Here is a 19,952-nt window from a genome sequence, read left to right on the forward strand (position 1 = left end):
AACATTTACAAGAGTAAATGCCGGAGGGAACCACTTTGGTGTCTGTCTTGAAACCTTAACGCATGCAAAAGGTCAAGTTATGATCGGCACGCCAATCAAAATTGCATGTAGTTTCCACACGAACAGGCCGTAGAAAATCAGGCCAAGCCCTACAGAGATCACATCGTTTTTCATTGCGTTCGGATAGTCTCGGTTCGGTGGCGTGATGCGTTCGCGTTTGGCAATGGTAATCCTGACGATGATCGCCCAGATCAGGAATGAACCAAACAACACCACAGAGTAAGGCTCTCCATTAGCAAACAGATGCGCAACGGCCCAGAGTTTGGTTGCATTGATGAGCGGATGTTTGGTGATGCGGGTGATGTTCCCTTTCAGCTGAGAGGCAAAGAACAGCGGAAAGACTGGAAGCATCAGAAGCATGGTGACATGACGCCCCCAGTCTGGCGGCACATACCACGGCGTATAATCGCCATGCCATGCTGCACCAAAGCCATAAACAACGGCAACTAACCCGCCCAGTGCTACAAGCGTGTAAATGCCTCTGTATCCGTTGAATGTAAGCCGCTGAACCAAACTTTCCCGCAGCCCAGTGAAGGACGGGATCAAATGCACCGCGAAAAATGCGGTAAGTCCTGAAATCAATAATATCATGCCTTGCTCTCTCCCAAGATCAATTGAGAACAAGGTATTTCACGAATATCTCATTTGCAAAGTAATCTTCCGCATTGCGGTCGCGCCAACCCAAAAACAAAACCGCCCGCATGGTTGGTTCATGCGGGCGATTTCAAATATTTAGTTTCAGGCCCCGTTTAAGTCAGGATCGCCATACCGATCAACAACTCGTGCAGCTTCCAAACGAAAAGGCCATAGAGCAGGAAGCCAAGGACAACGCTGATGATGTCATTGCGAATGGCATGCGGGAACTGTTCGGCCTCGGTATTCTTGCGGTCGAATTTCTTCAAAGATATGCGTGCCCAGATTGCCCAGACGAGAAATCCACCAAAGAGAGCAACGGAATACGGCTCACCGTTCACCAGCAGATGTGAGATCGCCCAGATCTTCACGGCCAGAATAACAGGGTCTTTGGTCCACTTGGCGATATTTCCCCGGATAAACTTCGCGAAGACCAGAATAAAGACCGGCAGCAGCAGTGTCATAGCCAGGTGGCGCAACCAGAACGGTGTCACGTACAGTGGGAACAGGTCTTCTTCCCGCGCCAGAACGAAGCCGTAGATCATACAGAACAGGCCAGTCAGCACGATCAGCGAATAGACTGCGCGATATGGATTTAGTCCAATGCGCTGGACGACGGAATCACGAAAGCCCGGAAACGATGGGACAAAGTGAATTCCCAAAAAGATGAAAAGCCCGACAAGTAACAGCGTCATCGAGTGACCCTTTAGTTTTGTATTTTACGTTAAAGCCCTTAGTTGAGCTTGTGCACTGTGACCAAACACCGTGAAATATCAATAAGCCTGATCGTCCCTGCGTAAGGTGTTTTCTACATTTACCCAATTCTTTTTCAAGGAACCCTTGAGGTCATCCTCGTTTTCTCGCTAAATCAGGGTGAGTGGTTTATCTGCATATATCATAACTTGACTGTTTGACTCCTATATTTGCGCAAGATCTAAGGATTCTCAAACAGAAACAGCGCCTGGAAAGTTCTATGTCCGAGAGTGACAGTGCAACAGAGATCACAGAACGTCGCCGAGTGCGCCGTCGGCGTACGCTGAAGGAAGGGCGTATCGTCTTCGCAAGCCAGTCGATGGTTTTCGATTGCATCATTCGCGATTTGTCCGATTTTGGCGCCCGATTGAAGATGGAAACAACAATCGATATTCCAGATGAGTTCATGCTCTATCTGGTGCATTTGCGCCAACGCGTGAAGGCTGAAGTTCGCTGGAGAACAGCTGACACTTTAGGTGTCGAGTTCATTGGTGAAAAGGAAACTGTTTCCAGCCTGATGAAAATCTAAAGCACCTTCTTAAATGCCCACATTGATGGGCGTTTTTGTTTTGCTTGCACAGCTTCTCGTTTCCCGTTCATACTGATGCCAGAGTGTTGGGTGGGAGATGATCGGATGACACTTACTCTCAATGAAGCCCGGGATTTACTTCTGGCACGCAAAGCTGAACTCACGGAGTTGTCAGAGATCTCTGAGAGTGATCGCGCAACCGTTACGCTCGATCAACAGTCCGTTGGCCGCCTCTCCCGCATGGACGCCATGCAGCGACAAGCAATGGCACAAGCCAATGACCGCCAACGCGCCCGCGAACTCCAACGCATAGATGGCGCACTTCAACGGATCAAAGAAGATGAATACGGCTTCTGTCTAGAATGCGGCGAAGACATCCCCGAAGCCCGCCTGCGTGTTGATCCCGCTGCCCTTTATTGCGTGAGCTGCGCGAAGCTGTTTGGGTAGATGTGTCTCTAGACAACTACAGTAACATTGCGTTTCAGGACAAACAACCAAGCCTGCATGTCCATGTTGTCTTTCTTCGCGATCTCAAACGACGTACTAACCTGATGGCCAAACCAATCTGCAAATACATAGGGCATGACATTCGGCTTCACCCCAAATGGGTCCTTAGCTCCTGCTTCTGAAGGGCCATGAGCGTCTGTGTGTTCTATAATCACAAGGCCGTCGCTATGTATTTGGTTGAGCCAAGTCGTTAGTGCTTGCCTTGGGTTCCAGCCTTGATCCAACGAGTTAGAGTAGATGAAATCAAAGGTATTTCGCCATTCCTCTCTTTCGTCGTGAAAATCCCATTCTACTGAGCGGTCAAACTGATTGGCAGTGGGAGAGATGTCCGTTCCGAAGACATCGAATGCTTTATCCTCAACAAGATAATTCTGCTCAAATCCGTTTCTCGAGCCGTGGCAAATGCCTCTGAACCGATCGTGTTGGAAGCTTTCTCGGACAATGTTCTTCACTCGATCAAGCGTTGCCTTATCTGCCCAAATCTTTTGAAGTTTCTTCTTGTTGTAGAAAATCTGTGTTTCTTTGTAGGTCTCGTATGAATCGTAGCGATGCAGATAAAAATCCAGCTCGTCCTTTGGAGTTTCTGATTTGGACGGCTTTTTCTTCTTAAACATACTCAAAATCGACGTCGTCATCGCAGCAGCGCCTCTTAGTCGCATTTCCTGCGCCGATCATCCTACTGAACAGAGAGAGACACAAACCATACTATTTTAGTGTTTTAAGTCGGTCCGATGCTCTGTCTGCTGCTCAAACAAAAAAACCGGAGAAGTTCCCTTCCCCGGTTTTTGATAATTTTATTCCCACTCGATGGTTCCCGGAGGCTTGGAGGTCACATCGTAAACGACGCGGTTGATGCCGCGGACTTCGTTGATGATGCGGGTCGCTGCCCGGCCAAGGAACTCCATATCGTAGTGATAGAAGTCAGCTGTCATTCCGTCCACGGAGGTCACTGCACGCAGGGCACAGACGAACTCGTAGGTGCGGCCATCGCCCATTACGCCAACTGTCTGCACCGGCAGAAGAACTGCGAATGCCTGCCAGATGGCGTCGTAAAGACCTGCCTTGCGGATTTCATCAAGATAGATGGCGTCTGCCTGACGGAGAATGTCTAGCTTCTCGCGGGTGATACCACCTGGGCAACGGATTGCCAGACCTGGGCCTGGGAATGGGTGACGCCCAATGAAGCTGTCCGGAAGGCCAAGTTCGCGACCGAGATCACGAACTTCGTCCTTGAACAGCTCACGAAGTGGTTCGACCAGCTGCATGTTCATCCGCTCTGGCAAGCCACCAACATTGTGGTGAGACTTGATGGTTACGGATGGACCGCCGGTGAAGGAGACACTCTCGATCACGTCAGGATACAGCGTACCCTGCGCGAGGAAGTCAGCACCACCAAGCTTTTTCGCTTCTTCTTCGAAGACTTCGATGAAGAGCTTGCCGATGGTTTTGCGTTTGACTTCTGGATCGCTTTCACCTTCCAACTGGCCAATGAACAGATCAGAAGCGTCTACGTGAACCAGCGGGATGTTATAGTGATCGCGGAACATGGAAACGACCTGCTCGGTCTCTCCAAGGCGCATCAAGCCGTGGTCTACATAGATACAGGTGAGCTGATCACCGATAGCTTCGTGGATCAGAACAGCTGCTACGGAGCTGTCAACGCCGCCGGATAGGCCGCAGATGACCTTGCCGTCGCCAACCTGATCACGGATCGCCTGAATGGCCTGCTGGCGGTACTCCGCCATGGTCCAGTCGCCTGAACAGCCTGCGATTTTGTGGGTGAAGTTCTCAATGAGCTTCGCCCCATCTGGCGTATGCACCACTTCCGGGTGGAACTGAACGGCGTAGAAGTGGCGTTTCTCGTCTGCAATTGCTGCAAACGGCGCGCCTTCTGAAGTGCCGATCACTTCAAAACCTTCTGGAAGGGAAACAACACGGTCGCCATGGCTCATCCAAACCTGATGCTTGGAGCCCTGTTCCCAGCAGCCTTCAAACAGTGCAGAAGACTTTTCGACGGAAACAAACGCCCGGCCAAACTCTTTATGGTCGGATGTGGCAACTTCGCCGCCCAATTGGGCGCACATGGTCTGCTGACCATAACAAATTCCGAGGACAGGAATTCCAGCCTCGAATACGATCTGGGGTGCACGCGGGCTCCCCATTTCAGTCGTGGATGCCGGACCACCTGACAGGATCACCGCCTTTGGATTCATTTCCTTAAAAGCAGCTTCTGCAGACTGGAACGGAACGATCTCAGAATACACACCAGACTCGCGCACACGGCGCGCAATGAGCTGAGTGACCTGAGATCCGAAATCAATAATGAGGATGCGGTCAGTCATGCGCAGCTTCTACTCTGTACGCATTGATTTGGGAAGGTCTATTCCGAGGAAATTTTGGAGTTACGCTAAGAGCGCTAGGTGTTTTTCTGTGAGCTTTGAACAAAGCTGCGCCAAGCTACAAAATGGACTGCTCGTGCTCTTCTATACTGCTCATCATCTGACCCAGTCTGATGCGCTCCTGAACATCAAGCTGTGGCAAAAGATTCTTTTCGAGCTTCTCCAGCTGCGCTTCCAAAGAGCGCAGAACAACACGCCCTTCTTCTGTCAGGCTTAGCCGAACCAGGCGTCGATCTCTCGGATGTTCCTGCTTCTTGATGAGGTTGGCTTCTGATAGACGTTTTACAGCGCGGGAGACTGCAACCGTATCCAGACCAATGACAGGACCAAGTTCCCGAACAGAGACAGCTCCCAAACGTTCAGAAGCGCTCAGGACCAACCAGGAAGGAAGAGACAGTCCGTAATTTGTCTGCAAGTGTTCAGAGAGGCGTCGCTCAATGAAGCGGCCTGTCGCAATGATGCGAAGCGGCAAATAGTTCAGCAGCTCGACGTTATGTTCGTCTTCAAACAGACTTGCCTGTGTCATTATGTTGGCACGGTACTTCTCGGCCATAACCCTTTTGCCCTGCGTCGAATGCTTTGCTTCACTCCATTGACCGATAAGAAAAACGGAAAATGGTTAAGCTGACTTGAATATTGGTGATTTTTCCCAGGCACTAGCCCCTGATTGTGGTTTTGATGCGTTCAAGATCATCTATCCACGCCTTCCTTCCCGATCCACTCGTTCCACCTTTGACGCTGATTTGCCAAGCGCTTAGGCTTCTTACTGCATAGATACGAATTTGATTCGCAGAATTGCCTGTCAGCAGATCCATCCGGTTGGATCTACGGACGGCACTGCCCAACAAGGGGGTCCGTAAAAGATGACAGAGACACTGCGTGGAACGCCGGAAGCCGATACCCGGCAAGAGAAAATCAACGCTGCACTGGATGCGATTTCTTATCTGGAACAGGATGAACGCTTTGATGAAGTGATCCCTGTTTATCAGGATCTCGTGGGTCGCTACCCGGATGATGTGGAACTTCTCTTTAAGATGGCAACAATCATGCTGCGCAATGGTGACCTTCGGGAGTCCGTTGCTCATTTGCGCAAAGTTTTGTTCATGAAGCCAGAGCATCTGCCAGCCCGCGCCAATATGGGCAACGCGCTGCTTTTGCTTGGCTATCTAGAGCAAGCTAAAGAGGCATTTGACGCTGTCGTAGAAGCCGAGCCAGACAATCGCAATGCGCTCTATGGACTGGCGACTATTCTGATCAAAATGCACGTGCATGCAGAAGCTGAGCCCTACGCCAGACGCCTTGTACAGCAGATCCCCAATAGCGCCCCTGCTCTTTCTTTGCTCGGCGATGCTTTAAGTGCTGAGACGAATGCAGAAGCAGCGATCTTGAACTATCGTGCGGCCCTGAGATTTGATCCGCATTATGTTCCAGCGCTTCTTGGTCTGTCGAAAGTACTGATTATCCGCAAGAAAAGCGAAGAGGCTCTTGCTCGCCTCAATGAGGCGCATGATCTGCAACCGCGCAACGTGGAAGTGCTTGTTGCAATGGGCCATGCTTATTTGCTGGAGGACAGTACGGCCAGTGCTGTTGAGAGCTTTGAGCTAGCGCATGCGTGCGAGCCAGACAATGCGGCGGCTCTTGTGCATCTAAGCATCGGCAAGCGGAAGATGGGACTGGTGTATGCTGGCGTTTATCATGCTGCAGCAGCCTGGCGCCTCGCTCCCGGCAACAAGCAGGTTGCTAATGCGCTTGGCGCCGCACTTGCGGCAGCAGGTGCCAGCGATGCTGCCCGTGACGTGCTGACCTCTCACGCAAGAGGTCATGAGTTTATGGAAGCCACAATCGCAGCCATCAAAGAAATCGAATATCTTGCTGAGCAAGGCTATGAGCGACCTGTTCGTGAAGAAAAACGTGTGGCTGAGGCTGTGGAGGTAGATGAGCCTGACGCAACAGAGAACGCTGAGCTGGACGAGACAGAAGTACTTCAGGAAGAAAGCGGCGAAGCAGCGAGCGTGGAGCAAGCTGACAAGACTGAAGACAAGCCTGAGCCTTCTGAAGAACTCGAAGAGAAGTCTACAAGCTAATCATTTTGTTTTCAGTAAAAAAGCCTGTCGTAGGTATGCTGCGACAGGCTTTCATTTTTTGATAGTTGTTGGCCGGCTAGCTCTTAGTATCGTTCCATCATTGCGATGAAAAAGCCGTCCGTTCCTGTGTGATGCGGTGTCAGCGTGATCATACCACCATCCTTGAACAGCGGACGGCGAGATGTAACATCGCCAAAGTGCTCTTCCCAGACTGGAGCCAGGTCAACAAGCTTGAAGTCTGAATGCTTTTCGAGGAACGCTTGAACCTGAAGCTGGTTTTCTGCTGGTACAAGTGAGCATGTTGCATAGATCAGTTTACCGCCAGAGCGCACGAAACGGGTTGCTGTTTCCAGCACCTGCGCCTGATCTTCAACACGCCCATTCAGCGCATTCTCAGTTACACGCCACTTGGTATCCGGACGACGGCGCCAAACACCGGTGCCTGAACACGGCGCATCAACAAACACGCGGTCCATTTTGCCATCACAAATGTCCAGAGAGCCGGTTTGCGGATCAATAGTCTGGATATTGCGCACACCAGCACGGGCCATGCGGTCATAGAGCGGTGCCAGACGAGTTTTGTGAGCATCATAAGCGTAGATCTGCCCTTTGTTCTGCATCTGCGCTGCAAGGGCGAGGCTTTTACCACCGCCACCAGCGCAAAGATCCAGAACCTGCTCGCCTGGCTGAGCGCCAGAAAGGATGGAGGCAATCTGAGATGCTTCATCCTGCAGCTCAAACCAGCCTTTTCGGAAACTTTCTTCTGCCTGAACGTGCGGTGACTTACGAGGTCCCACCACTGGTTCCAAACGAACACCAACTGGTGAGAGACCACTTGATTCTGGATGCAGGTGTGACAGGCGTTTGAGAACTTTATCCTGCGAACTCTTCACCGTATTGACGCGCATATCAATTGGCGCGCGCTCAGAAAGAGAGCGACCAACAGCCAGAGCGTCTTCACCAAAGTTTTCCTGAAAGTGTGGCCAGAGCCATTCCGGGATGTTTGCGGAGATCTGATCGTTGTCGCCGACCTGCTTGTTTTCAATCAGCGCGGTGCGTTCTGCATCGGACAGAGGCTCTGGTGCATGACGGTCTTCTTCCATCACCTGCTCCAGCTTCTCGACCTGATTGCCCCAGCCCCAAATATAAGTGGCAAGCACAAGAGCGCGTGCACTCTCAGATCCCATCGCTTGCGCGTGGGAGAGCTTGTGGCGCAGCGCATCAAAAACCAGATTGCCGATGGCCACCCGGTCACCGGATCCTGCGAACCTGTGCTTGTTGCCCCAATCCTTCAGAGCTTCCTGCACAGGACGGCGGCGGTCATTAATTTCTGTCAGCACTTCAATTGCAGCCGCAATTCGTCCACCGTCGCGCATGAATGATCCCTAATTCCGTGAATTCTATTTTACGATTTATTCGTTTGGCTTTGCAGCGTGTATGCCAATACTCAAGGCATTTCAATAGTGCATAGCATCTGTGAGGCAAAGCTCACATCAACTCATTCAACAATTTCTTGGGTGTTGCATCGCTCACATATGCGGGATTTAGCAGATAACAGTAAAAATACAGATATTTATGGGGTTCACCCGCTACCTCGTGACGCATAGCGCATTTTACTAAAAACATAGATGCTGTCTCGCAACTCGTCGCAATCCTGTAAACAACCCGTGTTGCGTTCTATGTTTTATCAGGTCTCCATCTTTCTGCTTGGCAATGCCATTCTGTTTCTTTTGAAGGCAGATCTTATTGGCGCTTCGATTGCATCCAACTCCCCGGTTAGTGCAAAGCAAAACCATTACATGTTCGCAGCTGGCGCTTTTACGACTGATGCGCTGCTTTCAGCCGTTCTTTCTTTGGGCAGCCTTGCGCTGTTGGAGCTGGTCTTTGCAGTCTCCACGACATGGTATTACTCAGTTGTTTGCCTGCTGACATACTTGAGTATTCTCAGCTTCTTCACTCTTCGCATTCATCGATAAGCTGAATACAAAAATGGCTCACCCGCTTCCGGAGTGAGCCATCTTTCTTTTTGTATTTGATCGCAGTTACGCGCTTTTTACATTGCGCAGGAAGCTTGCGATATTGTCTTTCAGAATATCAGCCTGCTTGTTGAGGATCTGAGAGGATGACAGGACCTGACTTGCAGTGGCGCTGGTTTCAGAAGCAGCTGAAGACACACCTGCCATACTCTCTGCAACATTCTGCGTACCAACAGCTGCTTGCTGTACATTCTCACTGATCTCAGTTGTTGCAGCGCCTTGCTGTTCTACTGCAGCTGCAATTGTTGCCGTGATATCATTCACATCAGCCATGGTTCTGGTGATGGCACTGATTGCCCCAACAGCTTCCTGAGAAGAGTTCTGGATGCCAATGATTTGGCTGGAGATCTCTTCTGTCGCTTTGGAAGTCTGATTGGCCAACTCTTTCACTTCAGCTGCAACCACAGCAAAGCCCTTACCCGCCTCGCCAGCACGCGCCGCTTCGATTGTTGCGTTGAGAGCCAAAAGGTTGGTCTGCTCTGCAATTGCCTGAATGAGGGTCACCACTTCACCAATCCGCTGAGCAGCGCTGTCCAGACTGGAGACTTTGTCGTTGGTTATCTGCGCTGTTGATGTGGCATCAGAAACAACCTTCTGTGTCTGTCCGATCTGGCGACTGATTTCATCAATAGACGCGGCCAGCTCCTCAGCAGCAGACGCAACTGTCTGCACATTGGTGGAAGCTTCTTCAGAAGACGCTGCAGCGGTTGTTGACTGCTCTGTTGCATGTTCAGCAATACCCGTCAGAGCTTTTGCCGAGATTTCCATTTCTGTGGAGTTATCTGCCACAGTGGTCAGACTTTCCTGAATGGTATCGTCAAAGTCTGTAATGAGCTCATCAATATGCTTTTGACGCAGCGCACGGGCTTCCTGCTCCTGCTCAGATTCACTTTGCAGCTTCAGGCGTTCAACAGCATTGCCAACAAACACTTCCAGTGCTTTCGCCATCTGACCGATTTCGTCTTTGCGATCCGTGAAAGCGACTGGCTCGTCTACGTTCCCTTTTGTCAGGGAGTTCATACGCGCTGTGATGCCAACAACCGGCTTTGCGATAGAAGACCCGACAAACCACAGAACAACCACACCCAGTGCCAGGCAGATGAGCGCCGTAATGATGGCGTTGGTGCGGGTGGTGTTTGCAGCCGCCAGGAGCTCTGCTTTATCGACGGTTACGATTGCAGACCAGACCTGCTCAGTGCCACGCAGTGTCAGCGGATAAGTCGCGATCTCCTTGTCGCCCAGTTCGATCACGATCGGCTGCGTACCTGCATCAACAATAAGCTGTGCGATGTCTGCTGGGATCTCTTCACCTTTTAGCTCGGTGTTGGAATGTGCAACCCACTTGCCATCATCGCTTACGAGGCCGACAAAACCGCTTTTGAACTTTCTGGACGCCTCGAGGCTCGCAATAAGGCCGTTGAGGAACACATCACCAGTGACAACGCCGATTGCCTTGCCATTAGCATTAAACACAGGCGAAGACATGGAAACTGCCATGACGGTATCGCCCTGAGATTCAAAGCTGTATGGCGGCGTTACCACATCACGACCCAGTCTGAGGGGAAGGCCGTACCAGCTGTCCGCATCGGCCTCATCTGCACCAGCAATCCGCCAACCGGTTTTGCCATCCTTGCGGGAGAAATAAGGAGAGAAGCGGCCTGCCTCACTGTTGTAATCCTGCCCCACATGAGCAGCATCCTCGCCGATGGTGTTGGGCTCAAAGGAGGTGGTCAGGCCATCAATAGTGGGGTTGTTTGAGAAGAAGTCGCGCGCAATGTTGGCGACCTGCTCACGGGACAAGTCTACATGAAGGAGCGTTTGTTCCAGCTGATCTGCAAAACTTGCGGTGATGATTTGGGCTTCGCTGATGGTTTGATTGGCCAGATCTGCTTGAACCTGTGCGTTCTCAATAAGTAATTCCTGTCCTGCCTCTTCTGAAGAGTTGGACATAAGGACTGAAACAACTGTGATGAGGCAATAAAGCCAAGCAAAAACACGGCATTCGCAGCAGCGAATATCCTGAGGCGCAGTGACATGGTTATTTTCCATTGAATTAGTTCAATTTATTCTCAACCTCTCTACCCCTCAAAAATTAATTGCAACTTAAGTCTAGTGTTTTCCAAAGAAAACCTAGTAATACATTTTGCCGCACTCAATTTTTATCAATACAACTCATTGCTTTTTCTATATTAATTGAAACTTCCAAATAATCGACAAAGATGCAAAAATATTTTCTCTGCGTGAGATAATTTGCGATATAGCTGAATATTTCTATTCTATATGCAGAGGGCATATATTTTGCGACTCAATTATGGTCTCTAGTTGAATGCTTCAAGTTACTTTGCTGGCTAAAGTTATTCTAATATATCAACATAGATCCAATTGAAGCAGAACGACATCGAATAGGTATATCAATTGTCCCCTCGTCATGATCTCAAACCCTTCCTCAAGCTCAATCCCCCTCCAGTTTCAAAGTACATTCTTCCGAATTACTTTGTTTGGTAGAAGGGAACAATGTCCCTTCTACACGTGTAGCTTTTCTAGTCAGGTCTTCCTGAAGTATCCCAGAACATCGGGTTCATGATCGGTGCGGCGGCGACAGAAGTGCCACCGATACCGTCCATAGATCCCGGCTTAATCTCCAGCATTCTCCAGGCTTCCGTTTCGCCTACTAACTTATGATGAGGCGGGAGGACTTTGGCTGGAGCAAAGCCTCTGGAGGCGTAGTATTTTGGGTAGCCGAGTACGAAGATTGCATCAGCGCCTATGAGCTTGAGGTGATAGACGCCCTTCTCAATCAACTCCCTGCCAATGCCTAGTCCTTGGTATTCTGGCAGAACACCAAGTGGCGCTAAAAGAAAGCATTTCTTCTCAGGATGATCATCCAGACTGAATGGTGAGAAGAGTACATTTCCAGCTATCCTCAATCCTCGATAGACGTTTATCGAGATAGTTTCTGGTAGCTGCAAAAACTCTTCTGTCATCTTTTGAATGACTGGGCCTTCTTGCTCACCAAAGGCGTGCAAGTGAAGATTTTGAATTTCTAGTTTTTCATTTTCAGCATGAATCATGCGAACTTATCCTTGTTGGTTTGGTGTTTTGCTTCACCAGATCCATCAGAATTTCAGATTGCGCACGTTATGCGGACCTGTACTTCACAGGCTTCAGCAGAGACTGCGCTTCAGCCTCTGTTGAGTTATGGCGCTGAAAGATAAGTGTGAGACCGATAAATCACGTTGCTCATCGGCGCCGAACACTCGACCAGGTCCGCTTGCGACGGCTTATCGGTTGTCAGCCTGCGATCTTACAAGGGTAAGACCTTTTCTGGTGACACGATAAGGCGCGCTTTTCTTAGACGCGATCAATTTTCGACGCTTGAGTTTGCGAAATAACTCGTCGCTCAGGCCAGAAAACCTCCACCCTCACGGGTGAATAATTCAATTTTGGAAATACGGCGGTGGTCGTCTTTTTCGACGCGGATGCAGCCGCCTTGCGCCAACATATGCAGAATTTTCTGCTCTTGTCTGGAGATGTCCATAAGAACTGGTTACCCAAATACATGCGTAGTCTCTCCCCTTCCAACCGAGTTGGAGTGGGTGCATGAATTTCAGCTTCCTGCCAGGTCAGGCATCACTCGAATGCGAGCAATAGATCCAACCCTTTTTACAATGCGAACAACATGTCGGCCTGTAAAAAGGCAGTCAGCAAGGTTACCGATCCTCTTGTTTAAACAAAAACTCTTCAGATTTATGGCGATGAAGCAGCGGCTTCCTACATTACAACGTCCGCAGCTGGCAAGCATTTTTTGAAAAAGGAAGCACCTCAAGCAAATGGCACGCTCAGCCTACACATAACTCGATCGACACAAGAGCAAGCTGCGTTCTCAAAAAACGCCGGCTTGATACAACATCAAACAGGCGTAACAATTTGATTTTAATTGATTAACTCTAAATCGCGCCAGGGCAATTTGGCGCTTCACCGCTTATTCATAATAATATCATGCTTATCAAGTACTTATGAATATAATTTGATCAATTAATCGCACACAAATCACATAGCCTATTTTTTTAGTCTTACATTTTGAAGTCAACCAATCACCAGTTTCTATGTCCAGTGCGATTAAAAGCCTGCTTGCCCACTCAATCAACACACGCGGCAAATTGGGACAAAGGCAACGCTCTTTAAACTCGTAATCTTACTCGACCTTTTTGAGCTGCACTCAAACCTAAACTTTGAACATGTTAAAAAGAAAACTATACTAATACGTGTATTTGACTAAAAGTACGAGGTTGTGTTGTGGAACGAAGTGAAAGATTTGAAGGAAGAGATCGCCTTACAATTTTCTTTTTGACAGCCACCTTATTGAGCTCAGTCGCTATCTTTTTTTATTTTGTATGGTCTCAAAATCTGCTTGCTTTTCCTGAAGATAAGCTGAGCACGATGAAGGCGAATGATACCTACGAGTACTATGCTCAGTCCCTTGAATATCGTGAAAGGCGGTTAGCTCTCATCCTTACTTATCGGACTTTCCTGACGAGTCTCGGATTTACGATCGGCTTAGCGCTTTCTTCAATTGGCGGCCTCTTCGTTCTTCGGCGCGCAACCGCTGAGTTTAATGTGAATGCAAACGGAGAGCCACCAAACGATGAGCCAGTGGGCCAGCGCTTCATGTTTGCAATGGCGACGAACTCACCTGGTCTTGTGTTCATGATAGGCGGTATCATCGTCATGATTGCGACGCAGGCGCTCTCTATCCCGATATCGAATGCTGAAGTATTCCCATCTACAAGTATTGTTTGCTCTCAAAAGCAATTGAATAACGGGAGCTGCGACTCTCCGGATGCTGTGAACAGTGAACCTGAAGAACGCAGCCTTGAAGCCCAGCAGTTAGATGATTTGCTGGAAAAAATTTCTTTGATCTGCCCAGACAACAACGAAGAAACAGATTTTTGTCTTGAACTTGTGAGTACAGTTGACGAGGTGATGTATGAAACTGATTAACGTTTTTCTAGCTGTGGGATTAACTAGCGCTGCAACACTTCCAGTAGCAGCTTCAAGCTTGGATACATCGAAACTGACTACAAAACTCACAAAAAGTTCAAAGAACAAACTTAGGTGCTTTAAAGTTTCTGGGCGGTTTAGGCGTCCTGTCAAATGCCCCAAACTTAAAGCTGTGAAAGGGCCTCACATCTCGACCTTTGACAACATTGTAGTCGTCTTCGAAGACAAAGAGATTCCATTTAAGCAATACTATCAAGCACAACTAAACTTACAGAAGCTGCAACTCGATAAAAAGTCAAACACCCTTTCGGGCAATGAGCAGTTGAAGTTGCTAGAAGCCCTAGACATAGACATAGACAAGAAGCAGTTACAGCAAAGGCTACAACAATTTCAGGCGCCATCTCAATAAGGCACCCATTTACGTCCTGTTAGCCAGCTCCATAGGGGCTGGTTCACGATCACTCCTCTTCTCCGTCACTTCGGTGGACATAAGAAGGAGTGAAACATGTCTCAGAAAACAAGAAAAACCAATAAAGTTTTTTGCGCTGGAGTGGGCGTATCCCTACTCGCCAGCGTGGGTGCCGCCATGGCAAATGATGGCGTACTTGTGCAGGCCTCTATTTGCGAAGATGTGGTACCTGGCGGTATTGTTGAACTGGGTTGGTTAAATCGAACAAAGGGTACCAAGAACATCTACTATATGGACTCAGTAGGTAATGTTGTAGCCTTAACTCCTGATGCCCCTGAACTGAAGAACATCAGTAATCTGCGTGTAGTTGAACACGGCAGCTGCACTGAAGTTGGCGGTATGACCTCCCAAAAGTTCGCCACGGCTTTAGAAGCGGAGTATCATCCTGGACACCCAAAACAAATTGAGCTTGCTACCTGTAACGGCGGCGCGACCACTCCAAATGGCCCGGCAAGAGTGCTTTTTGACAAGTTCAACGGTGACACCAAAGTGATGGGTTACAATGCTCCTGCAGCAATGACTGGCAATGGAACGGCCAACCTAAGAGATCTCATGTTTGGAGCAGCTCATCTTGATTTTAATGGAGACTGGGTCAACGCTGCTGAAGCCGCCAATATTGGCGTGAAAGAGAAATGGGACAAAGCAAGCACTGCTCCCTACAACCAAAAAACTTGCACGGACACCTTGGTAATGGCTGTTGCTGATCCTGTTGAGTATGACTTTTTGGCATTCGTCAACAATACCGTTGATTACTACAGCTCTGCTGAAGCAGAAACGGGTGGATATAGTATCACTAAAGTCCTGTCTTTCCTGCTTCAATCAAAGCGAACAGTTTGCAGTAAAGAGGTAAAAGGCATCACTGGCCAAAACTGCATCACGGCGCCATAACCCAACCAGGTGCTGAGGCTTCTCCCTATCCCGCATAGTCTCTCCGCCGAAGGAGGCAGCACCTGCCTCCTTCATGTTCTTATTCCACAAATCCCACCGCCTGCCAAAAAGAACAAAATAAGCACAAAAGACAAAAATGGAGTGGCAGATGACTGATGAAAAGCGCATAAATTGGCGGCAGATTTGGCCAAATACGCCTGACGATGGTATCGGACGGGATCCTAATAACTCGGAGTATCGACTGCGGGTTTATAAGACGCTTTGTCCTGAGGGCACTGTCGTCTGGTATTGATTATCCTGTTCTCACCTATCTGAAACTGCAAATCAAAAGCCCGCCCAAGGCGTATTAGGTTGATTTTGCAACTTTAAATATATAGGCAAAAATAATTATCTCATTTTGAGAGACGGAGAATGTTTATGAAACTGAAGATTTTATCGACCGTTTTAATATCGGCAGCGATTACAGGCTGCGGGATGCCTAAGGGAGATTGATAACTCGGCCTGCCAATGGTTATGATAAAATAGTTTTCCAAAATACCGTCCGAGTTAAGGGTGCACCTCTCGCAGAGTATACTTTTAGTACTGGAAGTGTATTCACCCAAGATAGAACAATGGAAGGTGTGCCAGTATATTGCGGCCCAATGACGATTAACGTCACCCTATTAATGGAAGCTTGTATTATTTATGACGGCAATGACACGATACAAGTTAATCCAACACAAATGCGCCAAGCAACACGAAAACTTCCGCAAGGTACGATTAAGCACATTAAAGCCCGGCGATAACGACCCAAGAGCAACCGCCCCCGCATGGAGTGTGGGCGGCTTTGGGGCGAAACAAGCCTGAGTGCTAGAATCAGGCGTTGGCTTACCCCTAAATGCTGCGTCCTACTAAGGAGCGCTCCTTGGCTTCGACCTCTGAGCAACTGTAATACGCCAACATGCAGCCATCGGCAGGCCGTAGAGGTCAAACGACTTGGAACGAACTGCACTGGAATGACTACTTTGAACTACTAAAAGTAAAATCTGAAACAGGAATTCTCGCATGTATTTTGCAAAATTGAGCCGCTTTATTGCTTACGTTTTTTTGGCAATTGGAGCTCTGCAGTATGCAAGCAATATATTTGGGTTTTCGATTGCAGAAACCAAATCTTTTTCCAAGCTATTCTATAGAGGTGATGCTAACCCGTTACCAGACGCTGGAGTGATACATTGGATCGGTCTTGCGATTATCTTTGGAGCTATCTGGGAAATCTGCTCACATCTAAAACAGATCAACGACAAATCCAATTAAGGGGGTCTTATGAAGATAACACTCAAAACCTCGGTGTTGGCTACGCTCATCATGTGTAACGGCTGGATGACGCAGCCAGCCAGTTCTCACACGCTTGAAGAATGTCTTGTTGATCCTGTTGGGCAGGAGGCTACCCACCATGCCAATTGCATCAATCTGGCAAATAAAACTGGCGATAAAAAGCTCCAATTTCAGCTCGCAATAGCATATTTGTCGGGCACAGGGGTGCCGGAGGATCGCGCGAAAGCAGCGGTATGGCTCCGGAAAGCCGCCTCACAAGGCCTTGCTGACGCCCAGTATATTTTAGCGCGGATGCATTATTTTGGCGACGGGGTGCCGCAGGATTACGCGAAAGCAGCGGAATGGTACCGTAAAGTCGCCTTACAAGGCGATTCTGCCGCCCAGTATCTTTTAGCGCGGATGCATTATGATGGCGACGGGGTGCCGCAGGATTATATAACCGCCTATATGTGGGTAAATATGGCTGCCGCCTCTGGTGATCAAATTCCCAAAGATCTGCGTGATGAAATATTGCAGCAGCTCACTCCTGAACAAGTTACCGAAGGCCAAAAGATGACCCGCGGATGGCTCGCCGCTTATCCACCTAGAAATTAACCCACCTGCTCCCCCTGCCGCTGAGAACCGGTTTCCCCAGCTCTTGGCGCAGGCGGTTGACATAGGCATGTAGATCAGCTTTGCGCGTGGAGCGGAGTTCTATTTCCCACCCCGTGGCGGATCTGATGCGCACCGCCATTGCACCCAACATAAACTCATGCAGAGTTGCATAGGGGCAAACATGGCGATCCTGACATCAAGAGGCATGGCATATTAATGTCAGAAGCAGACAAATTTTTGCAATGGGTGTTGGAACAAAACCCAGAGCTTAAGGATAAGTTTCACGAACCACAGCCCAACTAAGGAAGCAGTACACCTGCCTCCTTCACGTTCCCATTCCCCTTTTGCGCCGCTTGCTGCAAGAGAACAAACAGAGTACAAAGACAAAAACGGAGCAGCATGATGACAAGCGAGAAACGGATAATCTGGCGGCCTACATGGCCCGATCAACCTAACGATGAAGCAGGCAGAGACCCACTCAACGACATTTGCCAGTTGCGTGTTCATCAAGACCGTTGCCCTGAAGGGAGAATGGTTTGGCTTTGGGCCGCAAACTTTACAACACTGGCCATTGCCCACGGCTCAAGCGATACAATTGAGGAAGCAAAAGCAAGCGCAGAGGAAGCTTATTTCGATCGCCTTCAATCGGGACCTCTGCCCAAAATCGGAGGTGGGTGGCGGCCTTAGCCGATAAGATTAGCTAGATAAGTCGCCAAGAGCAAAGGCATACTCAAGCGGCATTACCTCAAAAAACAACAGGCTAGACAGTCTAAATGATCTTGAGCACTTTATGAGAAGCCCTCTAAACACATAGTCCAGTGTCTCAGTTTTCAAACTCTCTTGTGACAAGATTACGTAGATTAAAATATCCTGAGTCGATGACAAAAATCGCTCCGGGGGAGAAGGCAAACAAAATTAAGAGTACATTCCAATCCCAGACCGAATACGCCCCATATGTGCCGACGGTCAACACAGCAAGGGAACCAAAGCGAGGCAGTGCTAAGAATAAAAAAATCGGAACGATCCACGCTAGATTGCTATACCATCCAAACCAGACCGCTGCCCCCTGGGCAAAAGCCACACAATAAAACCCAATACAAACGCATAGTACGATTGTGGTGATCGGCCATCTAAGAAAAACTCTGAGCTTTTCAAGATAAGCTGTCATTTCATTATCTTTCTGCAATTACAACTCTAGATTGAGCAATATATGACTCTACATTAATGGCGAGAAATGGGTAGATATCATTCATCCGAGAAGCGGAAACATATCATCAATTTCCCGACAAGATCCCACTATTAAGCAAATTAAGAACAGAAGCAAAAAGCAGGACTGAACTAGCCTTGCCTTTTCCTTAACTCCCTAACCGCGTCTCCAGCAGAGAGATCGGCACCACCACTGCACGTCGCTGCTTACCGTCTATGGTGATGGCGTTTTGGGATTGGTGGGCGGCGGGGAGTTTTTGGAGGGCGAGTTTCCAGTTGCCGTGCCATTGGGTGAGGCGGAAGACCTCCCACAGGTACTCGTGATCGTAGGCGATGGCGACGCCATCCGGGTACGCGTGGGGGCGCAGTTTGATGCCCAGTTGCTCCATCCGGCGGGCGCCGACGTCATCTGCCAGGCGAAGGCCAGGGCAATGCGGACGGAGAGGTTTCTGCCGCAGGTGAAGTTGATCAGGTGTTTCAGGCAGCCATCGGGATCATCGGCAGCGGTGCCGGCGACTTCGTTGACGCCCTCTCCTGCGATATCCGGCAGGCCGAGCCTGTCCCACAGGGCCATGGCGGCCTCGCGGCCATAGATGTAGCGCGCTTCTTTGAGGAGATTGGCGCGGGCGTTCATCTCGTTGACCAGCAGAACCTGCTTTGCGTCTGGCGGCTCGGGCTTTTGGGGTGTGGGGCCCATGGAGTAGATGCCGGACTGGCGCAGCGCGGGCAGCACTTCTGCCGTCACCCATTTTTGAACTTTTTGGCCGCTGGCTTGCGGGATTCAAAAATGAGCGAGTAGAGACCGCTCTCATTCACCGCTGTTGTTTGACGCTTGCCCGCGTTCGTGTCGGTTGAAACGACACGAACGTCATCGCTGTCAAGTTTGGTGACAGCATCGCGGCTGTTCTTGATTTCCAACGCCGCGCAGACATCTTTGGCGATGAACCAGAACAGGCCTTCCTCCGTCCATGTACGCAGGCTGTGGTCTTCAAAGTCGAAGATGGTGAGCGCACTCATGCCTGCCCTCCCCGGTTCAGCTTGCGGACGTTGAGTTCCACCGTTTCCAGAGCTTTGATGAGGCTGGTGTGCCGGTCTTCCAGCTCGCCCTGCAGAGCCAGTGCTGCGTTCCACAGAGGATCGGAGCTAGCGATCTCGTTGGAGATGTGGCCGAGCGCGGTGAAGAGCCCTTCCATGCGGCTGCTCAAGGTGTTGAGCGTGGCAAGGCCGCTGTGAATGTCATTAAGTGAGGTATTCCGGGAAAGTTCTGTCATGACTAATTCCCTTGTGTGCGAAATTAGTCTGGTCGACACCTGCGAAAATGGCGGCCAGACGCCACGGGTTCGCAGACCGGTACACAAGGAAACCGGCAGGCACAAAGCCTCCCATAACGCCTGACCATATGCGCAGCAAAAAACGCGCTCAAAAAGCGGTTTTCTGGCGCGTCGACGCCTTGTGTGTTCGTTCAGGCTGCGAAACCCG

22 protein-coding genes and 1 pseudogene are annotated in these 19,952 nt (G+C 49.6%); 10 read left to right on the forward strand and 13 right to left on the reverse strand.

Translation table 11 applies throughout. The features are described from left to right. Positions 1-72: 72 nt before the first annotated feature. Together JCM12308_RS01335 and JCM12308_RS01340 are read right to left on the reverse strand one after the other, a co-directional pair. Positions 73-651, reverse strand: coding sequence for an NnrU family protein (locus JCM12308_RS01335; protein ID WP_054782614.1), 579 nt, complete (start codon positions 649-651; stop codon positions 73-75). Between the two features lie 158 nt (positions 652-809). Then, a complete protein-coding gene (locus tag JCM12308_RS01340; protein WP_008551794.1) occupies positions 810-1,388 on the reverse strand; it encodes an NnrU family protein in 579 nt (192 codons plus the stop codon). A 278-nt stretch (positions 1,389-1,666) separates the two neighbouring features. Here JCM12308_RS01340 and JCM12308_RS01345 point away from each other — a divergent pair, with 278 nt between their 5' ends. Both JCM12308_RS01345 and JCM12308_RS01350 read left to right on the forward strand, forming a co-directional pair. Further along, positions 1,667-1,975: a PilZ domain-containing protein gene (locus tag JCM12308_RS01345; protein WP_014285310.1), complete on the forward strand. Its 309-nt coding sequence runs from the start codon at positions 1,667-1,669 to the stop codon at positions 1,973-1,975. A gap of 105 nt (positions 1,976-2,080) precedes the next feature. Beyond that, positions 2,081-2,422, forward strand: coding sequence for a TraR/DksA family transcriptional regulator (locus JCM12308_RS01350; RefSeq protein WP_054782615.1), 342 nt, complete (start codon positions 2,081-2,083; stop codon positions 2,420-2,422). Positions 2,423-2,430: 8 nt separating this feature from the next. Here JCM12308_RS01350 and JCM12308_RS01355 read toward each other — a convergent pair whose 3' ends face one another. From JCM12308_RS01355 to JCM12308_RS01365, 3 genes are all read right to left on the reverse strand, one after another. After that, positions 2,431-3,117: a hypothetical protein gene (locus JCM12308_RS01355; protein ID WP_208608697.1), complete on the reverse strand. Its 687-nt coding sequence runs from the start codon at positions 3,115-3,117 to the stop codon at positions 2,431-2,433. A gap of 159 nt (positions 3,118-3,276) precedes the next feature. Further along, positions 3,277-4,824, reverse strand: coding sequence for a glutamine-hydrolyzing GMP synthase (gene guaA, locus JCM12308_RS01360; RefSeq protein WP_054782617.1), 1,548 nt, complete (start codon positions 4,822-4,824; stop codon positions 3,277-3,279). 115 nt (positions 4,825-4,939) lie between these two features. Then, the gene (locus JCM12308_RS01365) at positions 4,940-5,407 is read right to left on the reverse strand and encodes a MarR family winged helix-turn-helix transcriptional regulator (RefSeq protein ID WP_208978168.1); all 468 of its coding nucleotides are present in this window, start codon (positions 5,405-5,407) and stop codon (positions 4,940-4,942) included. 337 nt (positions 5,408-5,744) lie between these two features. Between JCM12308_RS01365 and JCM12308_RS01370 the strand changes: the two genes are divergently transcribed. Further along, positions 5,745-6,965 (forward strand): tetratricopeptide repeat protein, encoded by a 1,221-nt coding sequence (locus JCM12308_RS01370; RefSeq protein WP_054782619.1) that lies wholly within the window; start codon positions 5,745-5,747, stop codon positions 6,963-6,965. 83 nt (positions 6,966-7,048) lie between these two features. Here JCM12308_RS01370 and JCM12308_RS01375 read toward each other — a convergent pair whose 3' ends face one another. Beyond that, entirely contained in the window at positions 7,049-8,341 is a 1,293-nt protein-coding gene (locus tag JCM12308_RS01375; protein ID WP_054782620.1) for an RsmB/NOP family class I SAM-dependent RNA methyltransferase, read from the reverse strand. Positions 8,342-8,632: 291 nt separating this feature from the next. Between JCM12308_RS01375 and JCM12308_RS01380 the strand changes: the two genes are divergently transcribed. Then, positions 8,633-8,941, forward strand: coding sequence for a hypothetical protein (locus tag JCM12308_RS01380; protein ID WP_208978169.1), 309 nt, complete (start codon positions 8,633-8,635; stop codon positions 8,939-8,941). A 66-nt stretch (positions 8,942-9,007) separates the two neighbouring features. On the opposite strand, the gene JCM12308_RS01385 is transcribed toward JCM12308_RS01380, so the two are convergent. From JCM12308_RS01385 to JCM12308_RS01395, 3 genes and pseudogenes are all read right to left on the reverse strand, one after another. Then, positions 9,008-11,050 (reverse strand): methyl-accepting chemotaxis protein, encoded by a 2,043-nt coding sequence (locus tag JCM12308_RS01385; RefSeq protein ID WP_208978170.1) that lies wholly within the window; start codon positions 11,048-11,050, stop codon positions 9,008-9,010. Positions 11,051-11,541: 491 nt separating this feature from the next. Next, positions 11,542-12,072 (reverse strand): GNAT family N-acetyltransferase, encoded by a 531-nt coding sequence (locus JCM12308_RS01390; RefSeq protein ID WP_054782621.1) that lies wholly within the window; start codon positions 12,070-12,072, stop codon positions 11,542-11,544. A gap of 210 nt (positions 12,073-12,282) precedes the next feature. Continuing rightward, positions 12,283-12,539 (reverse strand): annotated as a pseudogene (locus JCM12308_RS01395) (YjhX family toxin). A 758-nt stretch (positions 12,540-13,297) separates the two neighbouring features. Between JCM12308_RS01395 and JCM12308_RS01400 the strand changes: the two are divergent. From JCM12308_RS01400 to JCM12308_RS01420, 5 genes are all read left to right on the forward strand, one after another. Then, a complete protein-coding gene (locus tag JCM12308_RS01400; RefSeq protein ID WP_128647301.1) occupies positions 13,298-14,002 on the forward strand; it encodes a hypothetical protein in 705 nt (234 codons plus the stop codon). Then, positions 13,989-14,411, forward strand: a complete 423-nt coding sequence (locus JCM12308_RS01405; protein WP_054782623.1) for a hypothetical protein — start codon at positions 13,989-13,991, stop codon at positions 14,409-14,411. The genes JCM12308_RS01400 and JCM12308_RS01405 overlap by 14 nt, the downstream gene beginning before the upstream one ends. Positions 14,412-14,507: 96 nt before the next feature. Beyond that, positions 14,508-15,359, forward strand: coding sequence for a hypothetical protein (locus JCM12308_RS01410; RefSeq protein WP_054782624.1), 852 nt, complete (start codon positions 14,508-14,510; stop codon positions 15,357-15,359). A gap of 1,044 nt (positions 15,360-16,403) precedes the next feature. Beyond that, positions 16,404-16,652 (forward strand): hypothetical protein, encoded by a 249-nt coding sequence (locus JCM12308_RS01415; protein ID WP_054782625.1) that lies wholly within the window; start codon positions 16,404-16,406, stop codon positions 16,650-16,652. A 9-nt stretch (positions 16,653-16,661) separates the two neighbouring features. After that, positions 16,662-17,267, forward strand: coding sequence for a tetratricopeptide repeat protein (locus tag JCM12308_RS01420; protein WP_054782626.1), 606 nt, complete (start codon positions 16,662-16,664; stop codon positions 17,265-17,267). An 823-nt stretch (positions 17,268-18,090) separates the two neighbouring features. Here the strand turns inward: JCM12308_RS01420 and JCM12308_RS01430 are convergent. The 4 genes from JCM12308_RS01430 to JCM12308_RS01440 form a co-directional block, all read right to left on the reverse strand. Continuing rightward, positions 18,091-18,435, reverse strand: coding sequence for a hypothetical protein (locus tag JCM12308_RS01430; RefSeq protein WP_054782628.1), 345 nt, complete (start codon positions 18,433-18,435; stop codon positions 18,091-18,093). A gap of 252 nt (positions 18,436-18,687) precedes the next feature. Beyond that, positions 18,688-19,218 (reverse strand): hypothetical protein, encoded by a 531-nt coding sequence (locus JCM12308_RS27590; protein WP_128647303.1) that lies wholly within the window; start codon positions 19,216-19,218, stop codon positions 18,688-18,690. Beyond that, the gene (locus tag JCM12308_RS28780; RefSeq protein WP_083416490.1) at positions 19,215-19,490 is read right to left on the reverse strand and encodes a BRO-N domain-containing protein; all 276 of its coding nucleotides are present in this window, start codon (positions 19,488-19,490) and stop codon (positions 19,215-19,217) included. The genes JCM12308_RS27590 and JCM12308_RS28780 overlap by 4 nt, the downstream gene beginning before the upstream one ends. Then, complete coding sequence (locus JCM12308_RS01440) at positions 19,487-19,744, reverse strand: hypothetical protein (RefSeq protein ID WP_054782629.1); 258 nt, start codon at positions 19,742-19,744, stop codon at positions 19,487-19,489. The genes JCM12308_RS28780 and JCM12308_RS01440 overlap by 4 nt, the downstream gene beginning before the upstream one ends. Here JCM12308_RS01440 and JCM12308_RS32060 point away from each other — a divergent pair. Further along, positions 19,743-19,868, forward strand: coding sequence for a hypothetical protein (locus JCM12308_RS32060; RefSeq protein ID WP_268877650.1), 126 nt, complete (start codon positions 19,743-19,745; stop codon positions 19,866-19,868). The two genes, JCM12308_RS01440 and JCM12308_RS32060, sit on opposite strands and share 2 nt — an antisense overlap. Positions 19,869-19,952 lie beyond the last annotated feature (84 nt).

This window comes from Pseudovibrio denitrificans JCM 12308, assembly GCF_001310815.1.
Classification (GTDB): domain Bacteria; phylum Pseudomonadota; class Alphaproteobacteria; order Rhizobiales; family Stappiaceae; genus Pseudovibrio; species Pseudovibrio denitrificans.